Consider the following 15,108-nt stretch of genomic DNA (forward strand, 5'->3'; position numbering starts at 1 on the left):
ACTTGTGGGGAGAGGTGGGTGACACACACTGGAGACCCGGATCAACCCACAGACGACAGGGAGATGCGCCGTGTTCGTAGCGCTCAGAGACCTACGTTTCGCCAAAGGACGGTTCGCCCTCATGGGCACGGTCGTCTTCCTCATCACGCTCCTGGTGACCATGCTGTCCGGTCTGACCGCCGGCCTCGCCCAAGAGAACATCTCCGCGATCGAAGATCTGAGGGCCGATCACATCGTCTTCTCCGACAGCGAGAAAACGTCCTTCTCCGACAGCCGGATCACTGAGGAGACGTGGCGGGAGTGGCAGAAGGTAGCCGGGGTGACCGCCGCCGAACGGCTCGGCATCACCATGGGCAGGCTCACTTTCGGGGACGACAGCGCTGGAGCCGCGGTGTTCGGTATCCAGCCGGGTGGTGAGCTCGCCAAGGGGGTGGGCGGAACGGTGGGCACCGGCACACTCCTCCTGTCCGCCGCGCTCGCCGAGGACAGCGGGCTGCGCCCGGGGTCGAAGGTGCAGCTCTTCGGCCGCGACTTCGTCGTGGGCGGGATCGGCGCCGATGCCTCCTACAGTCACACCCCCGTGGCGTGGATCAGCATCGGCGACTGGGAGTGGAGCGGCCGCCAGGGCAGCCCCGACGCGGTCGCCACGGTGCTCGCGCTACGCACCACCGGCGATCCTGACCTCGTCACGGCCGACAAAAGACTGCGCACCATGACCGTGACTCGCGGCGACGCCCCGGCCGCCATCAGCTCCTTCTCCTCCGAGAACGGCTCGCTGCAGCTCATGCGCGGCTTTCTGTTCGCCATCTCCGCCCTGGTCATCGGCGCGTTCTTCACCGTGTGGACCATCCAGAGGCGCGGCGACGTGGCAGTGCTCAAGGCGCTCGGCGCCGGCACCGGCTACCTGCTGCGCGACGCCCTGGCCCAGGCGATGATGGTGTTGCTGCTGGGCGCCGGAACCGGAGGAGCGGTGGGCGCCGGTCTGGGAGCGCTGGCCGAGGAAAGCGTCCCGTTCGTCCTGTCCGCAGCCACCGTCGTCGTCCCTGTCGCCGTGATGATCCTGCTCGGCGCCACGGGTGCCGCCCTGGCCATCCGCAAGATCACCTCTGTCGACCCGTTGACCGCGCTTGGAGCCTCCCGATGACCCTCAAACTCTCCGACATCGTCCTCACCTACCCCGACGGTGACCGCACGCTCACCGCGCTTGACCATGTCGATCTCACCGTCGAGCAGGGCGAGTTCACCGCCGTGGTCGGCCCCTCGGGCTCGGGCAAGTCCAGTCTCCTGGCCGTCGCCGCCACCCTCATCTCCCCGGCCTCCGGCACGGTCTCGGTGGCCGGCCACGAGGTGTCCGGCGCGAGCCCGGACTTCAGGACTCGCATACGCCGTGACCACATCGGGATCGTGTTCCAGCAGCCCAACCTGTTGGCCTCCCTCACCACACTCGACCAGCTCCTGGTCATGGCGCACCTGGCCGGGCGCAGCGTCCGTGAGGCGGCGGTGCGAGCGAGGGAGCTGCTGCTGGCCATGGACCTGGCAGGCAAGGAGCACAAGCGGCCGCATCAGCTCTCCGGCGGTGAGCGGCAACGGGTCAACATCGCGCGTGCGCTGATGAACTCGCCCGAGGTGCTGCTGGTGGACGAACCCACCAGTGCGCTCGACCACCATCGCGGTGAGCAGATCGTCTCCCTGCTGGCCGAACTGACCAGGGAGAACGGGCTCGCCACCGTAATGGTCACGCACGACCTCGCCACCCTGGCAATGGTGAACGCCGTCTTGACGATGACCGACGGCAAGCTCACCCCTGCACCGCCGCCACCGTCGCCTGACGCCTCTCGACCCCGGCCGGATCACGCCGCGAGCAGTGGGAAACACCGTTCCTAAATTCGGAACGCGCGCGATGCCCAGGCCGAGACTACGGTGCGCCCCGCGGACCCGGTGGTGCCGCCCGTCGACATGGACGTCACCGGACGCGTCGACATCCCAGAGGGCACGGGCCCCCGCTCCAGCGCCGTGACCGCGTTCCCCTCGCCGTTGGGGCCGAGGAACCCGACGATCTCCTCGGCCTCCACCGCCAGGTCGACGCCCCGGTCGGATTGGGGGTTGGCGTCGTCTCCGCCGCTGCGGTCATGCCGCCCAACGCTAGTGACCGGCACCCGCTCAGGGAAGGAAATCCATGCTCGCCATTTGCACCGGTTAGGCGGTTTGGAGCCTGATAGAAGATGGTTTCAGCGGCTGGACGCGATCGAGGCGGATGCAGGAACGTGGTGGAATCCGATTCCCCCGAGTCCCGGTGGTGCACATGCGAGTCCTGCTCCAGCTCCGCCCCTCCCCCGACGTCGTCGCGGCCGTGGCCGACCCCTCGGTGAGCACGGCGGCGGCCGACGTCGCCGACCCGCTGCCAGGGGTCGTCGTGGACCCCTCCTTCTCGCCCGTCGTCGTACCTCGCCCGGTGCCCGGCGCCGGAGGCGACCCGCTCTCACTCAACCAGCCGCTGACGTTCTCCTTCTCCGCCGACGAGGCCTCCGTCCTGGTCCGCGGGGAGATCTCCGACGACGAGACATCCACCCGGATCACCCTGCTGCCCACGCTCCGCCCCGACGTCGTGGGGATCTTCGCCGACCCGGTGATCGAGCGGGGCCTCACCTGCGGCGGCACGCCCCCGGTGGGCGACTGGCGTGACGTGGAGCGACTGCTGCACGTCACCGAGCTGGCCGGTGACGGCCTCGACGGCTCGGGCGTCGCGCTCGCGGTACTCGACACCGGAATCAACTCCGCGCACGTCGCCCGGCACCTCGGCCGCGATGTCACCGTCGACGAGCAGCGCAGCTGGAAACCGTCGGGGGTGCAGGGCAGGGCGGGTGAGTTCCCTGTCGACCACGGCACGATGTGCGCCTTCGACGCGCTCATCGCCGCCCCGAGGGCGTCACTGATCGACGTGCCGGTGCTGCTCTCCCGGCGCCCCGGCGGCTCGGCCCTGGACGGCCTGCTGTCGGACGCGGTGGCGGCCTTCGCCCACCTGCGCACCGTCCTGGAGGCCCAGCCCGCCGCTTCGCGGTCCCTGGTCGTCAGCAACAGCTGGGGCTCCTTCTCTCCCAGCTGGGACTTCCCCGTCGGCCACCCCGGCAACTACTCCGACAACCCGGCCCACCCGTTCAACCTGATCGTCTCCAGCCTGGAGCGGGCGGGCGCCGACGTGCTGTTCGCCGCGGGAAACTGCGGGCGCGACTGCCCCGACGGCCGGTGCGCGTACCCGGACCGGCCGATCACCGGCGCCAACTCCCACCCGCGCGTCCTGTCGATCGGCGGCGTCGACACCCGCGGCGAGCGGGTCGGCTACTCCTCTCAGGGGCCGGGCCGCCTCGTCGCCCGTAAGCCGGACCTGTGCGCCTACACCCACTTCTCCGGCTCCCGGGCCTTCGGCGACGACGAGGCCGACTCGGGCACCTCGGCCGCGTGCCCCGTCACCGCCGGCCTGGTCGCGGCCGTGCGCACCCGGTGGTCCTCCTCCCGCCTGTCCCCCGCCCAGCTGCGCACCCTGCTCCGGCGCACCGCCGACGACCGGAGCGACGTCGGCTTCGACCACGACCACGGCTACGGCGTCGTCGACGCCGCCGGGATCCTCGCCTCGTTGCGCCGCCGCGCCGAACGCGTACCGTGAGGTCACGCTCCTGATCACCGTACGGCTCCCGCCCGACGCGACGCTCGCGCAGGCCAAGCGGCACCTGGGACTGCCCAAGGAGGAGGTCGACACCGGCTACGGCCTGGTGCTCATCGACCCCGATCAGGGCCTGTACGGGCTGCGGGTGACCGAGGCCGCGGCCCGCCGTGTCGACCCCGCGGCGGGCGAGGGCCCCTACGCCGACCCGAGGATCGAGCCGTACGGCCCCCCGGCCTGAGGTCCCCGGAGATCACCGCGTATCAGTGCCGGCCGAGATCGGCCGACGCCGGTCGTCACGCGGCTTCTCAGCCGGCACGGCGCGCTGCCGGGACACCCCCGCGACCTGGCCCGCTGAACGCGCACCGCCAGGCCGGGTTCGTGGCGGAGGACCGAAAGGCGCGGTCGGCGCGGCATCCGGCGACCTCGACGGTCAGGCGTTCTCGCGGTTGAAGACGCGGGTGCCCACCGAGACACAGACCACGGAGAGGACCACGGTCACCGCGACGCCCACGACCACGGTCATCGTCGCGTAGTGGCCGACGAACAGCTCACGTATGGTCTCCAGCACGTAGCGGAACGGTGTGAGGCGTGACAGCGCGTCCAGCCAGCCGGGCGCCATCGACATCGGCAGGAACGCACCGGACAGCAGAACCAGCGGGACCACCGCCGTGCTCATGACCGGTGCGAACGCGTCGGGGTCCATGACGAGCGCGATCGCGTTGGAGAGCGCGGCCAGGCTGACCCCGAGCAGCGTCATCAGGGCGAGCGCGAGCAGCACGCCGGGGAGCGCCGCGCGCAGGCCGAAGGCGTAACCCACCGCGATCAGCATGATCGACTGGATCAGCAGGGTGAGCGAGCTGGCCAGCACCCGGCCGAGCAGCAGCGAGACGCGGTGTGCCGGGGTGGCCCGCAGCCGGTCCAGCACACCGGCCCCGGCGTCGAAGACGATGCCGAAGCCGGACAGACCCGCGCTGAACAGCCCGACCTGGACCAGCAGGCCGGGGATCAGCGTCTCCCAGGTGCCGATCGTGGCGAACAGCGGGCCGAACAACACCAGATAGAGCAGGGGCTGCAGTACCCCGAAGACGATCCCCGCCTTCTGCCGCAAGGCTATCCGGACGTTGTGCCGGAAGATCAGCCAGGTGTCGCGGACGACGCCCATCGAGCCGTTCACCGCTCCTCACCCGCCGCGCGAGCCTCTCGCCGCCCGCCTGCCGTTCCATCGGCGGCGCGGATCTTGAAGGCCGTCGCGCCTCCCTCACGGGAACCACCGGGCACCTCGCCGGGCGGCTCACCATCTGGCGGGTCGTCTCTCAGGGATCGGCCGGTGATGGACAGGAAGACATCGTCGAGGGTGCCGGTGCCGCCCTTGAGCTCGGCCGGGGTGCCCTCGGCGACGATCACGCCGTGGTCGATGATGAACAGGCGGTCGGCGAGCGTGTCCGCCTCGTCGAGATAGTGCGTGGTCAGGAAGACCGTGAGGCCGGTGGCGGCGCGCAGCTCCCTGATCTGGTCCCAGAGGGCGGCCCGGCTCTGCGGGTCCAGGCCCGTGGTGGGTTCGTCGAGGAAGAGCAGTGCCGGGTCGTGGACCAGCCCGAACGCGAGGTCGAACCGGCGGCGCTGGCCGCCGGAGAGAGCCCCGCCCGGCCGCTCCCGCAGCGCGTTCAGCCCGAGTCGGCCGAGCACCTCGGCGACCCGCTCCCGCGCTGCGGCCGGGCGCATGCCGTAGAGCATCGCGTGGAGTTCCAACTCCTCCCCCACCGGGTTCGCCGGGGCTATCCCGCCGCTCTGGGACACGTAGCCGATGCTCCGCCGCACGCCCTTCGGGTCGGTGATCAGGTCGTGCCCGGCGACCGTGGCACTGCCTCCGGTGGGACGGAGCAGGGTGGTCAGCATGCGCATCGTGGTCGTCTTTCCCGCGCCGTTGGGACCGAGGAACCCGACGATCTCCCCGGCCTCCACCGCCAGGTCGACGCCCCGGACGGCCTCGACACCGCCGGGGAAGGTCTTGCTCAGAGCTGATGTCTTGATCATTTGATCGCCTCCATTTATAAAGTAACACCAAACTTGGAGTCACAGCAAAATTTATCCGACCCCATAGGATGACCTCATGAGCGAGGGCCTGCGTGAGCGCAAGAAGCGGGAGACCAGGGAGCGCATCTCCGACATCGCCACCGGGCTGTTCATGATGCGAGGCTTCGACAACGTGACGGTGACCGAGGTCGCCAGGGCCGCCGACGTGTCGGTCAACACGGTTTTCAACTACTTCGGCACCAAGGAGGACCTGCTCTTCGACCGGCAGCGGGAGGTGGAGGACCTGCCGAGCAGGGTGGTGCGGGAGCGCGGGCCGGGAGAGAGCGCGCTGGAGGCGCTGCGCCGCGACTTCCTCGACGCGCTCGACACGCGGCACCACCGCTACGGCTTCCACGAAGGCAGTGACGCCTTCACCCGGATGATCGCCGAGAGTCCTTCGCTCAACGCCCGGATCCGGGAGATGAACGAGGCACGCGAGCAGGCCCTGGCCAGGACGCTCGCCGACGAGGCCGACGCCGGCCCCGACGACCTCACCCCCGTGTTCGCCGCCGCCCAGATCTGCGCGGTGCTGCGCGGGCTGACGGCCCACGCCGTCCGGCGCATGCTCGCGGGCGAGACCCCCGACGCCATCGCCCCCGACCTGCGGCGGCAGGCCGAGCACGCCTTCGAACTGCTGGAGTCGGGCATCGGCGGCTACTGCGTCAGATCACCGAGCACCTCACGGTGAGCTGACCCGCCTCGCCCCCGGCGGAACCGGAGCGCCGCCAACACGTTACGATCTTGGCTTGCCCTCGGCTTTCCGACCCCCAGGAGCCCTCCGTGCCGACGCGCGAGCGTCTCCGCGCCGTGCTGGAAACGTCCCGTTTCCAGCACTTCATCACCGCCGTCATCGTGATCAACGCGGCCACCCTCGGGCTGGAGACCTCGGCCGAGGCCGTCAAACGGTACGGCACGGTGCTCACCGTGATCGACCATCTGGCGCTCTACATCTTCGTCGCCGAACTGGCCGTCAAGCTCTACGCCCAGGGCCGGCGGTTCTTCCGCAACCCGTGGAACCTGTTCGACGCCGCGATCGTGACGGCCTCGCTGCTGCCCACCGCGGGTGGGCTCTCGGTCCTGCGTGCGCTGCGGATCCTGCGGGCGCTACGGCTGATCTCTGTGGTGCCGAGCCTGCGCAGGGTGGTGACCGCACTGCTCACCGCGGTGCCGGGGATGACCTCGATCGTGCTGCTGCTGGGACTTGTGCTCTACGTCGCGGCGGTGATGGGCACGAAGCTCTACCACGCCACCGCTCCTGAGTATTTCGGCGACCTGCCCACCTCGCTGTTCACCCTGTTCCAGATGATGACCGGGGACGCCTGGTCCGATATCACCCGCGAGGTGATGGACGAGCACCCGGAGGCGTGGGTGTTCTTCGTGGCGTTCATGCTGGTGTGCACGTTCGTGGTGCTGAACCTGTTCATCGCGGTGGTGGTCAGCGCGATGGAGGAGGAGCACGCCGAGGAGTCCGCGCAGGCGACCGAGCAGCTGGGCAGGGCGGTGCTCGCCGAGTTGGCCGCGCTCCGGGCCGAGGTGCGGGAACTGCGGGACCAGGTCCCCGCGACGCGCGGCCGCGGTCCGGGTACGACCACGAACGGCGGGCCGGGGAACAACGGCACGGGGAGCAACGGCACGGGGAGCAAGGGCGCGGGAGGCAACGGCGCGAGAAAGCCCGCCACCCGGAAGGCGGCGGGCCGGCGCCGCTGACAGGCGTCAGGTCAGCGCGAGTAGAACTCCACCACGAGCTGCTCGTCCACCGGGACCACGACCTGCTCGCGCAGCGGGCGGCTCAGCAGGGTGAACCGGAGCTCGGCGTGGTCGACACCCAGGTAGGGGGCGATCCTGTCGTCCGCGTACACGCCCTCGGAGGCGGCGACGAAGGGGTGCAACCGGCGCGACTTCTCGCGCACCGCGACGACCTGCCCCGGCCTGACCAGGTAGCTGGGAATGTCGACCTTGCGGCCGTCCACGGTGAGGTGACCGTGGGCGACGTACTGGCGGGCCGCGTAGATGGACGGGGCGAGGCCGGAACGTAGCACCAGGGAGGCCAGGCGCGTCTCCAGCAGCACCACCAGCTCGGCGCCCGCACGGCCACCGCCGCGCAGCGCCAGGTCCCAGTAGCGACGCATCTGGCGCTCGGAGACGTCGTAGTACCAGCGCAGCTTCTGCTTCTCCATCAATCGCAGCCCGTAGTCACCGGTCTGCCGCCGGTTGGTCTTGCGACCGTGCTCACCCGGCGGGTAGGGGCGCTCCTCGAAGTATCGGACGGCCTTGCGGGTCAGCGGCACGCCCGCCCGGCGGGACAGGCGCACCTTCGGTCCGGTGTAGCGCACGCTCGCTCCTCTGTGGTTAGGTTTACCTTAGTTAGGCAAGGCTAATCTTATACAGCAGTTTCTCCCCGACCTCAAGGAGAGCCGGTCCATGCAGCCAGTCACCGCTCCGCCGATCCCCGAGCGGGTCCGCACCCTCGCCGCCGGCGCCACTCCCACCCACGTGTCCATCACCGGAGGCACCAGCCCCGCGATGCCCACCAGAGGTGGTGTGGACGGCGCCGGCCGGCCGGTGCTGCTCGTCCTGCCGGGCGACCCGCTCTATGGCGCCCGGGACGAGCCCGTGGTGACAGTGGACCTGACGTCGAACCGCTCGCTGGGGGAGCACGAGCTCGCGCGCGGCCTGCTCAAGGTGCAGGGATGGGCGCAGGCCGTGCCGGTGGCCGAGGCGCGGCGGACCGCTGTGGCGATCGCCGAGCGCTGCCCCGACGAGGCGCTGTTCGAGGTGCTGGAGGGGACGAACGGCCCCAGGCTGCTACGGGTCGACGTCGGCAGGGTGATCTATCTGACCGGCCCCGAGTCGGGGGTACTGGACGCCGAGGAGTATCTCGGCGCCGCCCCCGACCCGCTGATGGGCGAGGCCGAGCGCATGCTCCACCACGTCAACGGCGCCCATCGCAGGCAACTGGAAGCCGCCCTGGGGTCCCTGCTCGCCGAGCCGGTGCCGGGGGCCTGGCTCTGGGAGCTCGACCGCTTCGGGGCGACGGTCCGCTGCGGCGTCGAGGACCCGACCCTGATCCGGCTCCCCTGGCCCTCGCCCATGACCGACGCCGAGTCTCTCGAACACGCCGTACGCTGCCTGCTCTGCCACCGCTGACGGAGCGGCCGAGTGCGCCCGGGCAGTGGCTGGAAAAGTCCGGCCAAACGGCCGGGGAGGAGCGGAGGAAGCGCCGGAGAACGGCCGACGCCGCTTTACCCCGTGGCTCCGTTTCCGGCAGCTGCCGGAAACGGAGCCACGCTATTCCGGGCGAAACCGCGCCGAGAGCAGGATCGCTCTCCGCGAAAACCATCCCGAGCGAAAATCGCCTCGGGAACGGAATATCAGTTCTCGGACGCCACCTCGCTGGTGTTCCTGATGACCTGGTCGACGAAACCGTAGTCCCTGGCCTCGGTGGCGGTGAACCAGCGGTCGCGGTCCCAGTCCTCCTCGATCCGCTCCAGTGGCTGGCCGGTGTGGAAGGCGATCCGCTCGCGCATCATCTGCTTGGTGTAGAGCATCTGCTCGGCCTGGATGGCGATGTCGGCGGCCGTGCCGCCCAGGCCTCCCGAGGGCTGGTGCATGATCACTCTGGCGTGCGGCAGGACGTAACGCTTGCCGGGCGCACCCGAACAGAGCAGGAACTGCCCCATCGACCCGGCGATGCCCATGGCCACGGTGGCGACGTCGTTGGGGACGTACTGCATCACGTCGTAGATGGCCATGCCCGCCGACACCGAACCGCCGGGTGAGTTGATGTAGAGCCAGATGTCGCGCTGTTCGTCGTCGGCGGAGAGCAGGAGCAGTTCCCCGCAGATCCGGTTGGCGACCTCGTCGTTCACCTCGCCGCCGAGCACGACGATCCGCTTGCGCAGCAGCCGCTGGTACAACTGGTCTTCGGGGACGATCTGGGGACCGCTCATGTTCTCCACCTACTCCGAACCCGAGGTTTGCGAATAACGAATACCCGTGACCATAGCCCCGCACGGAAGCATGATTTCCGTTCGTTCGCTGTGAGCGCTTTCCGCTGAAAGCGGAGAACCGGCCATTTCGTTTTCACGCCGGAGACGGCGGTTTCACTCGCGAGGCATGGGTGTTTCACCCTCGTCGCGCGATACCCGAAGACGGCGACGGGAGCGGGCTGAGCCGCCGCGCACGATCCGGTGGCTCCACCGCTCCCCGTCCGCGAGGCCGTCCTGACCCCATGTGCGCTTGCGGCACCGGCCGCGCCCCGGTGACGGCGGACGGCCGTCACCTCGGCGTAGCCGACGATCGACCGGGCCACGGGCGGAACACGGCGGCAGACCTCCGCCGGAACCATCCTCCGCGTGGCGCGCGGCGTTGAGGCCTTGACCGGCAACGGCTGGATTAGCATGGCGTCGCCCACATCGCATGATCAACCTGCGATACGTGGCGTTCTCCCCCCTCACGCCCGGAAAGCCGAGGTCGAGGAGAGACCCATGTCCCGCAGACACGCCATCACCACGGGATGCGTCCTAGTGATCACCACGCTCACTCTGGTGCCCGCCCCGGCCATCGCCCAGGGCCGGGCCGCGAACGCTCCCGCCGCCCCGGGCGCCTGGAAACCCCCGGCGGGCATGATCGAGGCACTCCAGCGCGACCTGCACATCACCAGGGAGCAGGCCCAGACCCGCCTGGTCAACGAGACCCGCCTGACAGCGGTCGAGGCGGACCTGCGCGGGAGGCTCGGCGAGCGCTTCGCCGGCTCCTGGTTCGTCGGAACCGTCGCGCAGCGACTCGTGGTCGCCACCACCTCCGCGGCCGACATCCCCCAGATCGTCGCCGCGGGCGCCCGGGCCGAGGTCGTCACCCGCTCCCTGTCGGACCTGGCCACCATCAAGGAGCAGGTGGACAGCACTCCGGCCGCCCACAAGGACACCGGAGCCGTACGCTACATCGACGTGCGGACCAACAAGGTGGTCGTCCTCTCCAAGGATGTCGCGATGGCCTCGAACGCACTGGAGGCCTCCGGCGCGGATCCGGTCGCGGTGAAGGTCGAGCCCTCCGAGGAGACCCCCCGCCTGTTCGACGACCTCGTGGGCGGCAACGCCTACTACATCGGCACCACGGAGCGCTGCTCGATCGGCTTCCCGGTGACCCGCGGAACCCAGAACGGTTTCGTCAGCGCCGGTCACTGCGGCAAGCAGGGCGACACCACGAGCGGCTCCAACTGGACCGCCCAGGGCGTCTTCCAGGGGTCGAGCTTCCCTGACAGCGACTACGCCTGGATCTCGGTCAACGCCAACTGGACCCCCAAACCCGCGGTCAACAACGGTGCCGGCGGCACCGTGCCCGTCGCCGGCGCCAGGCCGGCCATCGAGGGCGCCTCGATCTGCCGATCCGGCTCCACCACGGGCTGGCACTGCGGCACCATCCAGCAACGCGACACCAGCGTCACCTACCCCCAGGGCACCGTCTACCAGTTGGCCCGGACCAGTGTCTGTGCCGAGCCGGGCGACTCGGGCGGCTCGTTCATCTCGGTGGACCAGGCCCAGGGAGTCACCTCCGGCGGCTCCGGCAACTGCACCGCCGGGGGCGTCACCTACTTCCAGCCGGTCAACGAGATCCTCTCCGCCTACGGCCTGACCCTGACGACCGTGAGCGCCGGCACCCCGCCGACCGCCGCCCCTCCTGGCAGCACCCCGCCTGGCAGCACCCCGCCGAGCACCACCCCTCCGGGCGCCTCCTCCTGCAGCGGCTACCCGAAGACCGCCACCGGCAAGCTGAACGGCGGTCAGTCCGCCTACCAGCCGAACAACCTGTACTACCAGACGACGGCCCCCGGCCGGCAGTCCGCCTGCCTGGACAGCGATGACAACGTCGACTTCGACCTCTTCCTCCAGAAGTGGAACGGCACGAGCTGGGTCACCGTCGCCACCTCCGACAGCCCCGGACCCGACGAGCAGATCGGCTACACCGGCACGCGCGGCTACTACCGCTACCGCGTGACCTCCGCGAGCGGCTCCGGCTCCTACACCCTGAAGTACAAGACGTCCTAGGGTTCCCATGTAGCGGACGATCCGGCCGTGGACGCCCCGTCGCGACGGGGCGTCCACCCGGCGCCCCGCTTCCCGAAAACCCCACCTCACGGGTGACCCGAGAAAGCGTTCCCCGAGGAAGAAATGATCGCCTGAACCTGTGTCCGGCGGCCGTCACCTCGGCGTAGCCGACGATCGACCGGGCCACGGGCGGAACACGGCGGCAGACCTCCGCCGGAACCATCCTCCGCGTGGCGCGCGGCATTGAGGCCTTGACCGGCAACGGCTGGATTAGCATGGCGTCGCCCACATCGCATGATCAACCTGCGATACGTGGCGTTCTCCCCCCTCACGCCCGGAAAGCCGAGGTCGAGGAGAGACCCATGTCCCGCAGACACGCCATCACCACGGGATGCGTCCTAGTCATCGCCGCGCTCGCTCTGGCCCCGGTCCCGGTCGCCGCCCAGCCTCGGAAGGCGAACGTCCCGGGCGCCTGGAAACCCCCGGCGGGCATGATCGAGGCACTCCAGCGCGACCTGCACATCACCAGGGAGCAGGCCCAGACCCGCCTGGTCAACGAGACCCGCCTGACAGCGGTCGAGGCGGACCTGCGCGGGAGGCTCGGCGAGCGCTTCGCCGGCTCCTGGTTCGTCGGAACCGTCGCGCAGCGACTCGTGGTCGCCACCACCTCCGCGGCCGACATCCCCCAGATCGTCGCCACGGGTGCCCGAGCCGAGATCGTCACCCGCTCCCTGGCGGACCTGGCCGCCATCAAGGAACAGGTGGACAGCGCTCTGGCCGCCCGCGAGAGTACGGGAGCCGTGCGCTACGTCGACGTGCGGACCAACAAGGTGGTCGTCCTCTCCAAGGAGGCCGCGATGGCCACAGACGTCCTGGAGAACTCCGGCACGGACCCGGTCGCGGTGAGGGTCGAGCCCTCCGACGAGACCCCCCGCCTGCTCGACGACCTCGTGGGCGGCAACGCCTACTACATCGGCACCACGGAGCGCTGCTCGATCGGCTTCTCGGTGACCGGCCCCCAGAACGGTTTCGTCAGCGCCGGTCACTGCGGCAAGCGGGGCGACACCACGAGCGGCTTCAACCGGCTCCCCCAGGGTGTCTTCCAGGGGTCGGTCTTTCCAGGCAGCGACTACGCCTGGGTCTCGGTGAACGCCAACTGGACACCCACCCCCACGGTGAACAACGGCACCGGGAACACCGTGCCCGTCACCGGCTCCAAGCCGGCCATCGAGGGCGCCTCGGTCTGCCGGTCCGGCTCCACCACTGGCTGGCACTGCGGCACCATCCAGCAACGCGACACCAGCGTCACCTACCCCCAGGGCACCGTCTACGGACTGGTACGCACGAACGTCTGTGCCGAACCTGGCGACTCGGGCGGCTCGTTCATCTCGGTGGACCAGGCCCAGGGAGTCACCTCCGGCGGCTCCGGTAACTGCCTGAAGGGCGGCGTCACCTACTTCCAGCCGGTCAACGAGATTCTCACCGCCTACGGCCTGGCCCTGACGACCGCCCACGCCACCACCCCGCCGGGCACGTCCCCCTGCAGCGGCTACCCGAAGACGGTCACCGGCAGGCTGAACAGCGGCCAGTCCGCCTACCAGCCGAACAACAGGTACTACCAGACGACGGCCCCCGGCCAGCAGTCCGCCTGCCTGGACAGCGATGACAACGTCGACTTCGACCTCTTCCTCCAGAAGTGGAACGGCGCGAGCTGGGTCACCGTCGCCACCTCCGACAGCCCCGGACCCCACGAGCGGATCAACTACACCGGCACGCGCGGCTACTACCGCTACCGCGTGACCTCCGCGAGCGGCTCCGGCTCCTACACCCTTAGGTACAAGGCATCGTGACGTTCTCCCCGGCGTGAACCCGCCGTATCGTCTTCGCGGCACCTCAGGGGCTCCCGCGTAGTGAGCGGCCCGGCCGTGGACGCCCCGTCGCGACGGGGCGTCCACCCGGCGCCCCGCTCCCCGGGAACCGCACCTCACGAATGACCCACACCTCCCTCTCCTCCGTGTTACCAAAGCGTTTCTCAAGGGGACTGAACTTTTTTCACACCTTACATTATCCTCCGTTGCACCCCCCAACAGGAGGAAGAAATGATCAGGAGAGTCACAGGGGCCGCGGCGGGTATGGCACTGCTGGCCGGGCTTGTCGCATGCGGCGGCGACAACGGGACGGCCTCGGAGGCCACCACACTGACCTACTGGATGTTCCAGGACCGCACCCCGCAGGCGGGGGAGGTCGTCGAGAAGCTGCGCACCGACTTCGAGAAGGCCAACAAGGTCACCGTCAAGATCGTCAAGATCCCCAAGGACGACTACAACACCAAGCTGGGCAGCGCCGTCGCCGCCGGCACCGTCCCCGACGTCGGCATCCTGGACCAGCCGCTGGTGGCCAGGTACGCACTCGACGGCACCATCGGGGAGATGCCCGCCGGCACCGCCGACGAGAAGACGTACTACGCGGGCGCCCTGAACACCAACAAGGTGAACGACAAGATCTACGGCCTGCCGCTGGACCACACCGCGGTGGCGCTCTTCTACAACAAGAAGCTGGTGCCGACGCCGCCCAAGACCTGGGACGAGCTCAAGCAGACGGCCGCGCAGGTCCACCAGGACGATCCGAAGATCGCGGGCATGGTGGTGCCCAAGGGCGACGGCTACGGCGGCTGGATGTGGCCCGGCTTCCTCGCGGGCGCCGGCGGCTCCCTCGTCGACGAGAAGGACAAGAAGATCCTGTTCGACCAGCAGCCCGGTGTCGACGCGCTCCAGCTCTGGGTGGATCTGCTGCCGTCCTCCCCCAGGGCGATCACCGACTCGGACAAGGCCTTCGAGAACGGTCTGGCCGGCATGATGATCTCCGGCCCGTGGGACGTGGCCAACATCAAGGAGCAGTTCCCCGACCTGGAGTTCGGCACCGCCCCGCTGCCGTACAAGACCGAGCCCGCCGGCAACATCGGCGGCGAGAACGCGGTGGTCTTCAGCAAGGGCAAGAACCCCGAGCTGGCGTGGAAGTGGCTCACCTTCCTGACCAACGCCGACAACAACACCACGCTGGCTCAGGCGCTGGGTGGCTTCCCGACCAATGTGGCGGCGGCGGAGAGGGACGCGGCCACCTTCGGGCCCGACCAGGCGGCCTTCCTCGAGCAGCTCAAGGTCGCCCACGCCCGGCCGGCCCTGCCGGAGTGGATCCAGATCAACGACGAGATCATCGCCCCCGCGATCGAGTCCGCGCTGAGCGGCAAGGTCACCTCCCAGCAGGCGCTGACCGAGGCGGCGACCAAGACCCGCGCGCTGCTCGGCTGGAACGGCTAACGCGAAAGCG

General features: G+C 69.7%; 15 protein-coding genes. 10 read left to right on the top strand and 5 right to left on the bottom strand.

Annotated elements, in window-relative coordinates:
• Positions 1-70 precede the first annotated feature (70 nt).
• Complete coding sequence (locus ACQP0P_RS28845; protein WP_433360126.1) at positions 71-1,144, top strand: FtsX-like permease family protein; 1,074 nt, start codon at positions 71-73, stop codon at positions 1,142-1,144.
• Positions 1,141-1,884 (top strand): ABC transporter ATP-binding protein, encoded by a 744-nt coding sequence (locus ACQP0P_RS28850; RefSeq protein WP_433360129.1) that lies wholly within the window; start codon positions 1,141-1,143, stop codon positions 1,882-1,884. Before ACQP0P_RS28845 ends, ACQP0P_RS28850 begins: the two co-directional genes overlap by 4 nt.
• Here the strand turns inward: ACQP0P_RS28850 and ACQP0P_RS28855 are convergent.
• On the bottom strand, positions 1,881-2,156 hold the full coding sequence (locus tag ACQP0P_RS28855) for a hypothetical protein (RefSeq protein WP_433360132.1): 276 nt from the start codon (positions 2,154-2,156) through the stop codon (positions 1,881-1,883). The genes ACQP0P_RS28850 and ACQP0P_RS28855 overlap by 4 nt on opposite strands.
• A gap of 146 nt (positions 2,157-2,302) precedes the next feature.
• Between ACQP0P_RS28855 and ACQP0P_RS28860 the strand changes: the two genes are divergently transcribed.
• Both ACQP0P_RS28860 and ACQP0P_RS28865 read left to right on the top strand, forming a co-directional pair.
• Positions 2,303-3,661, top strand: a complete 1,359-nt coding sequence (locus ACQP0P_RS28860) for a S8 family peptidase (protein ID WP_433360135.1) — start codon at positions 2,303-2,305, stop codon at positions 3,659-3,661.
• Between the two features lie 106 nt (positions 3,662-3,767).
• Positions 3,768-3,899 (top strand): hypothetical protein, encoded by a 132-nt coding sequence (locus ACQP0P_RS28865; RefSeq protein WP_433360138.1) that lies wholly within the window; start codon positions 3,768-3,770, stop codon positions 3,897-3,899.
• A gap of 192 nt (positions 3,900-4,091) precedes the next feature.
• Here ACQP0P_RS28865 and ACQP0P_RS28870 read toward each other — a convergent pair whose 3' ends face one another.
• On the bottom strand, positions 4,092-4,835 hold the full coding sequence (locus ACQP0P_RS28870) for an ABC transporter permease (RefSeq protein ID WP_433360141.1): 744 nt from the start codon (positions 4,833-4,835) through the stop codon (positions 4,092-4,094).
• Positions 4,832-5,695, bottom strand: a complete 864-nt coding sequence (locus ACQP0P_RS28875; RefSeq protein ID WP_433360144.1) for an ABC transporter ATP-binding protein — start codon at positions 5,693-5,695, stop codon at positions 4,832-4,834. Before ACQP0P_RS28875 ends, ACQP0P_RS28870 begins: the two co-directional genes overlap by 4 nt.
• Positions 5,696-5,771: 76 nt before the next feature.
• Here ACQP0P_RS28875 and ACQP0P_RS28880 point away from each other — a divergent pair, with 76 nt between their 5' ends.
• Complete coding sequence (locus ACQP0P_RS28880; protein ID WP_433360147.1) at positions 5,772-6,422, top strand: TetR/AcrR family transcriptional regulator; 651 nt, start codon at positions 5,772-5,774, stop codon at positions 6,420-6,422.
• Between the two features lie 92 nt (positions 6,423-6,514).
• Positions 6,515-7,441 carry an ion transporter gene (locus tag ACQP0P_RS28885; RefSeq protein WP_433360150.1) on the top strand — a complete coding sequence of 309 codons (927 nt, stop codon included), beginning with the start codon at positions 6,515-6,517 and terminating at the stop codon, positions 7,439-7,441.
• Between the two features lie 11 nt (positions 7,442-7,452).
• Here ACQP0P_RS28885 and rpsD read toward each other — a convergent pair whose 3' ends face one another.
• Positions 7,453-8,067, bottom strand: a complete 615-nt coding sequence (gene rpsD, locus ACQP0P_RS28890) for a 30S ribosomal protein S4 (protein WP_433360153.1) — start codon at positions 8,065-8,067, stop codon at positions 7,453-7,455.
• Between the two features lie 88 nt (positions 8,068-8,155).
• Between rpsD and ACQP0P_RS28895 the strand changes: the two genes are divergently transcribed.
• Positions 8,156-8,881, top strand: a complete 726-nt coding sequence (locus ACQP0P_RS28895; protein WP_433360156.1) for a DUF2470 domain-containing protein — start codon at positions 8,156-8,158, stop codon at positions 8,879-8,881.
• A gap of 224 nt (positions 8,882-9,105) precedes the next feature.
• Here the strand turns inward: ACQP0P_RS28895 and ACQP0P_RS28900 are convergent, their stop codons facing one another.
• Positions 9,106-9,684 carry a ClpP family protease gene (locus ACQP0P_RS28900; RefSeq protein ID WP_433360159.1) on the bottom strand — a complete coding sequence of 193 codons (579 nt, stop codon included), beginning with the start codon at positions 9,682-9,684 and terminating at the stop codon, positions 9,106-9,108.
• Positions 9,685-10,221: 537 nt separating this feature from the next.
• Here ACQP0P_RS28900 and ACQP0P_RS28905 point away from each other — a divergent pair.
• The 3 genes from ACQP0P_RS28905 (at position 10,222) to ACQP0P_RS28915 (ending at position 15,098) form a co-directional block, all read left to right on the top strand.
• On the top strand, positions 10,222-11,781 hold the full coding sequence (locus tag ACQP0P_RS28905; protein ID WP_433360161.1) for an alpha-lytic protease prodomain-containing protein: 1,560 nt from the start codon (positions 10,222-10,224) through the stop codon (positions 11,779-11,781).
• A gap of 362 nt (positions 11,782-12,143) precedes the next feature.
• Positions 12,144-13,631 carry a S1 family peptidase gene (locus tag ACQP0P_RS28910; RefSeq protein WP_433360164.1) on the top strand — a complete coding sequence of 496 codons (1,488 nt, stop codon included), beginning with the start codon at positions 12,144-12,146 and terminating at the stop codon, positions 13,629-13,631.
• Positions 13,632-13,880: 249 nt separating this feature from the next.
• Positions 13,881-15,098 carry an ABC transporter substrate-binding protein gene (locus ACQP0P_RS28915; RefSeq protein ID WP_433360167.1) on the top strand — a complete coding sequence of 406 codons (1,218 nt, stop codon included), beginning with the start codon at positions 13,881-13,883 and terminating at the stop codon, positions 15,096-15,098.
• Positions 15,099-15,108: the final 10 nt, after the last annotated feature.

The organism is Streptosporangium sp. CA-115845, from assembly GCF_050943795.1.
Classification (GTDB): domain Bacteria; phylum Actinomycetota; class Actinomycetes; order Streptosporangiales; family Streptosporangiaceae; genus Streptosporangium.

Coding starts and splice junctions, on each gene's coding strand:
- ACQP0P_RS28900 (WP_433360159.1), bottom strand. CDS start 9,684: ATGAGCGGTCCCCAGATCGTCCCCGAAGACCAGTTGTACCAGCGGCTG.
- ACQP0P_RS28860 (WP_433360135.1), top strand. CDS start 2,303: ATGCGAGTCCTGCTCCAGCTCCGCCCCTCCCCCGACGTCGTCGCGGCC.
- ACQP0P_RS28875 (WP_433360144.1), bottom strand. CDS start 5,695: ATGATCAAGACATCAGCTCTGAGCAAGACCTTCCCCGGCGGTGTCGAG.
- ACQP0P_RS28850 (WP_433360129.1), top strand. CDS start 1,141: ATGACCCTCAAACTCTCCGACATCGTCCTCACCTACCCCGACGGTGAC.
- ACQP0P_RS28910 (WP_433360164.1), top strand. CDS start 12,144: ATGTCCCGCAGACACGCCATCACCACGGGATGCGTCCTAGTCATCGCC.
- ACQP0P_RS28915 (WP_433360167.1), top strand. CDS start 13,881: ATGATCAGGAGAGTCACAGGGGCCGCGGCGGGTATGGCACTGCTGGCC.
- ACQP0P_RS28905 (WP_433360161.1), top strand. CDS start 10,222: ATGTCCCGCAGACACGCCATCACCACGGGATGCGTCCTAGTGATCACC.
- ACQP0P_RS28895 (WP_433360156.1), top strand. CDS start 8,156: ATGCAGCCAGTCACCGCTCCGCCGATCCCCGAGCGGGTCCGCACCCTC.
- ACQP0P_RS28880 (WP_433360147.1), top strand. CDS start 5,772: ATGAGCGAGGGCCTGCGTGAGCGCAAGAAGCGGGAGACCAGGGAGCGC.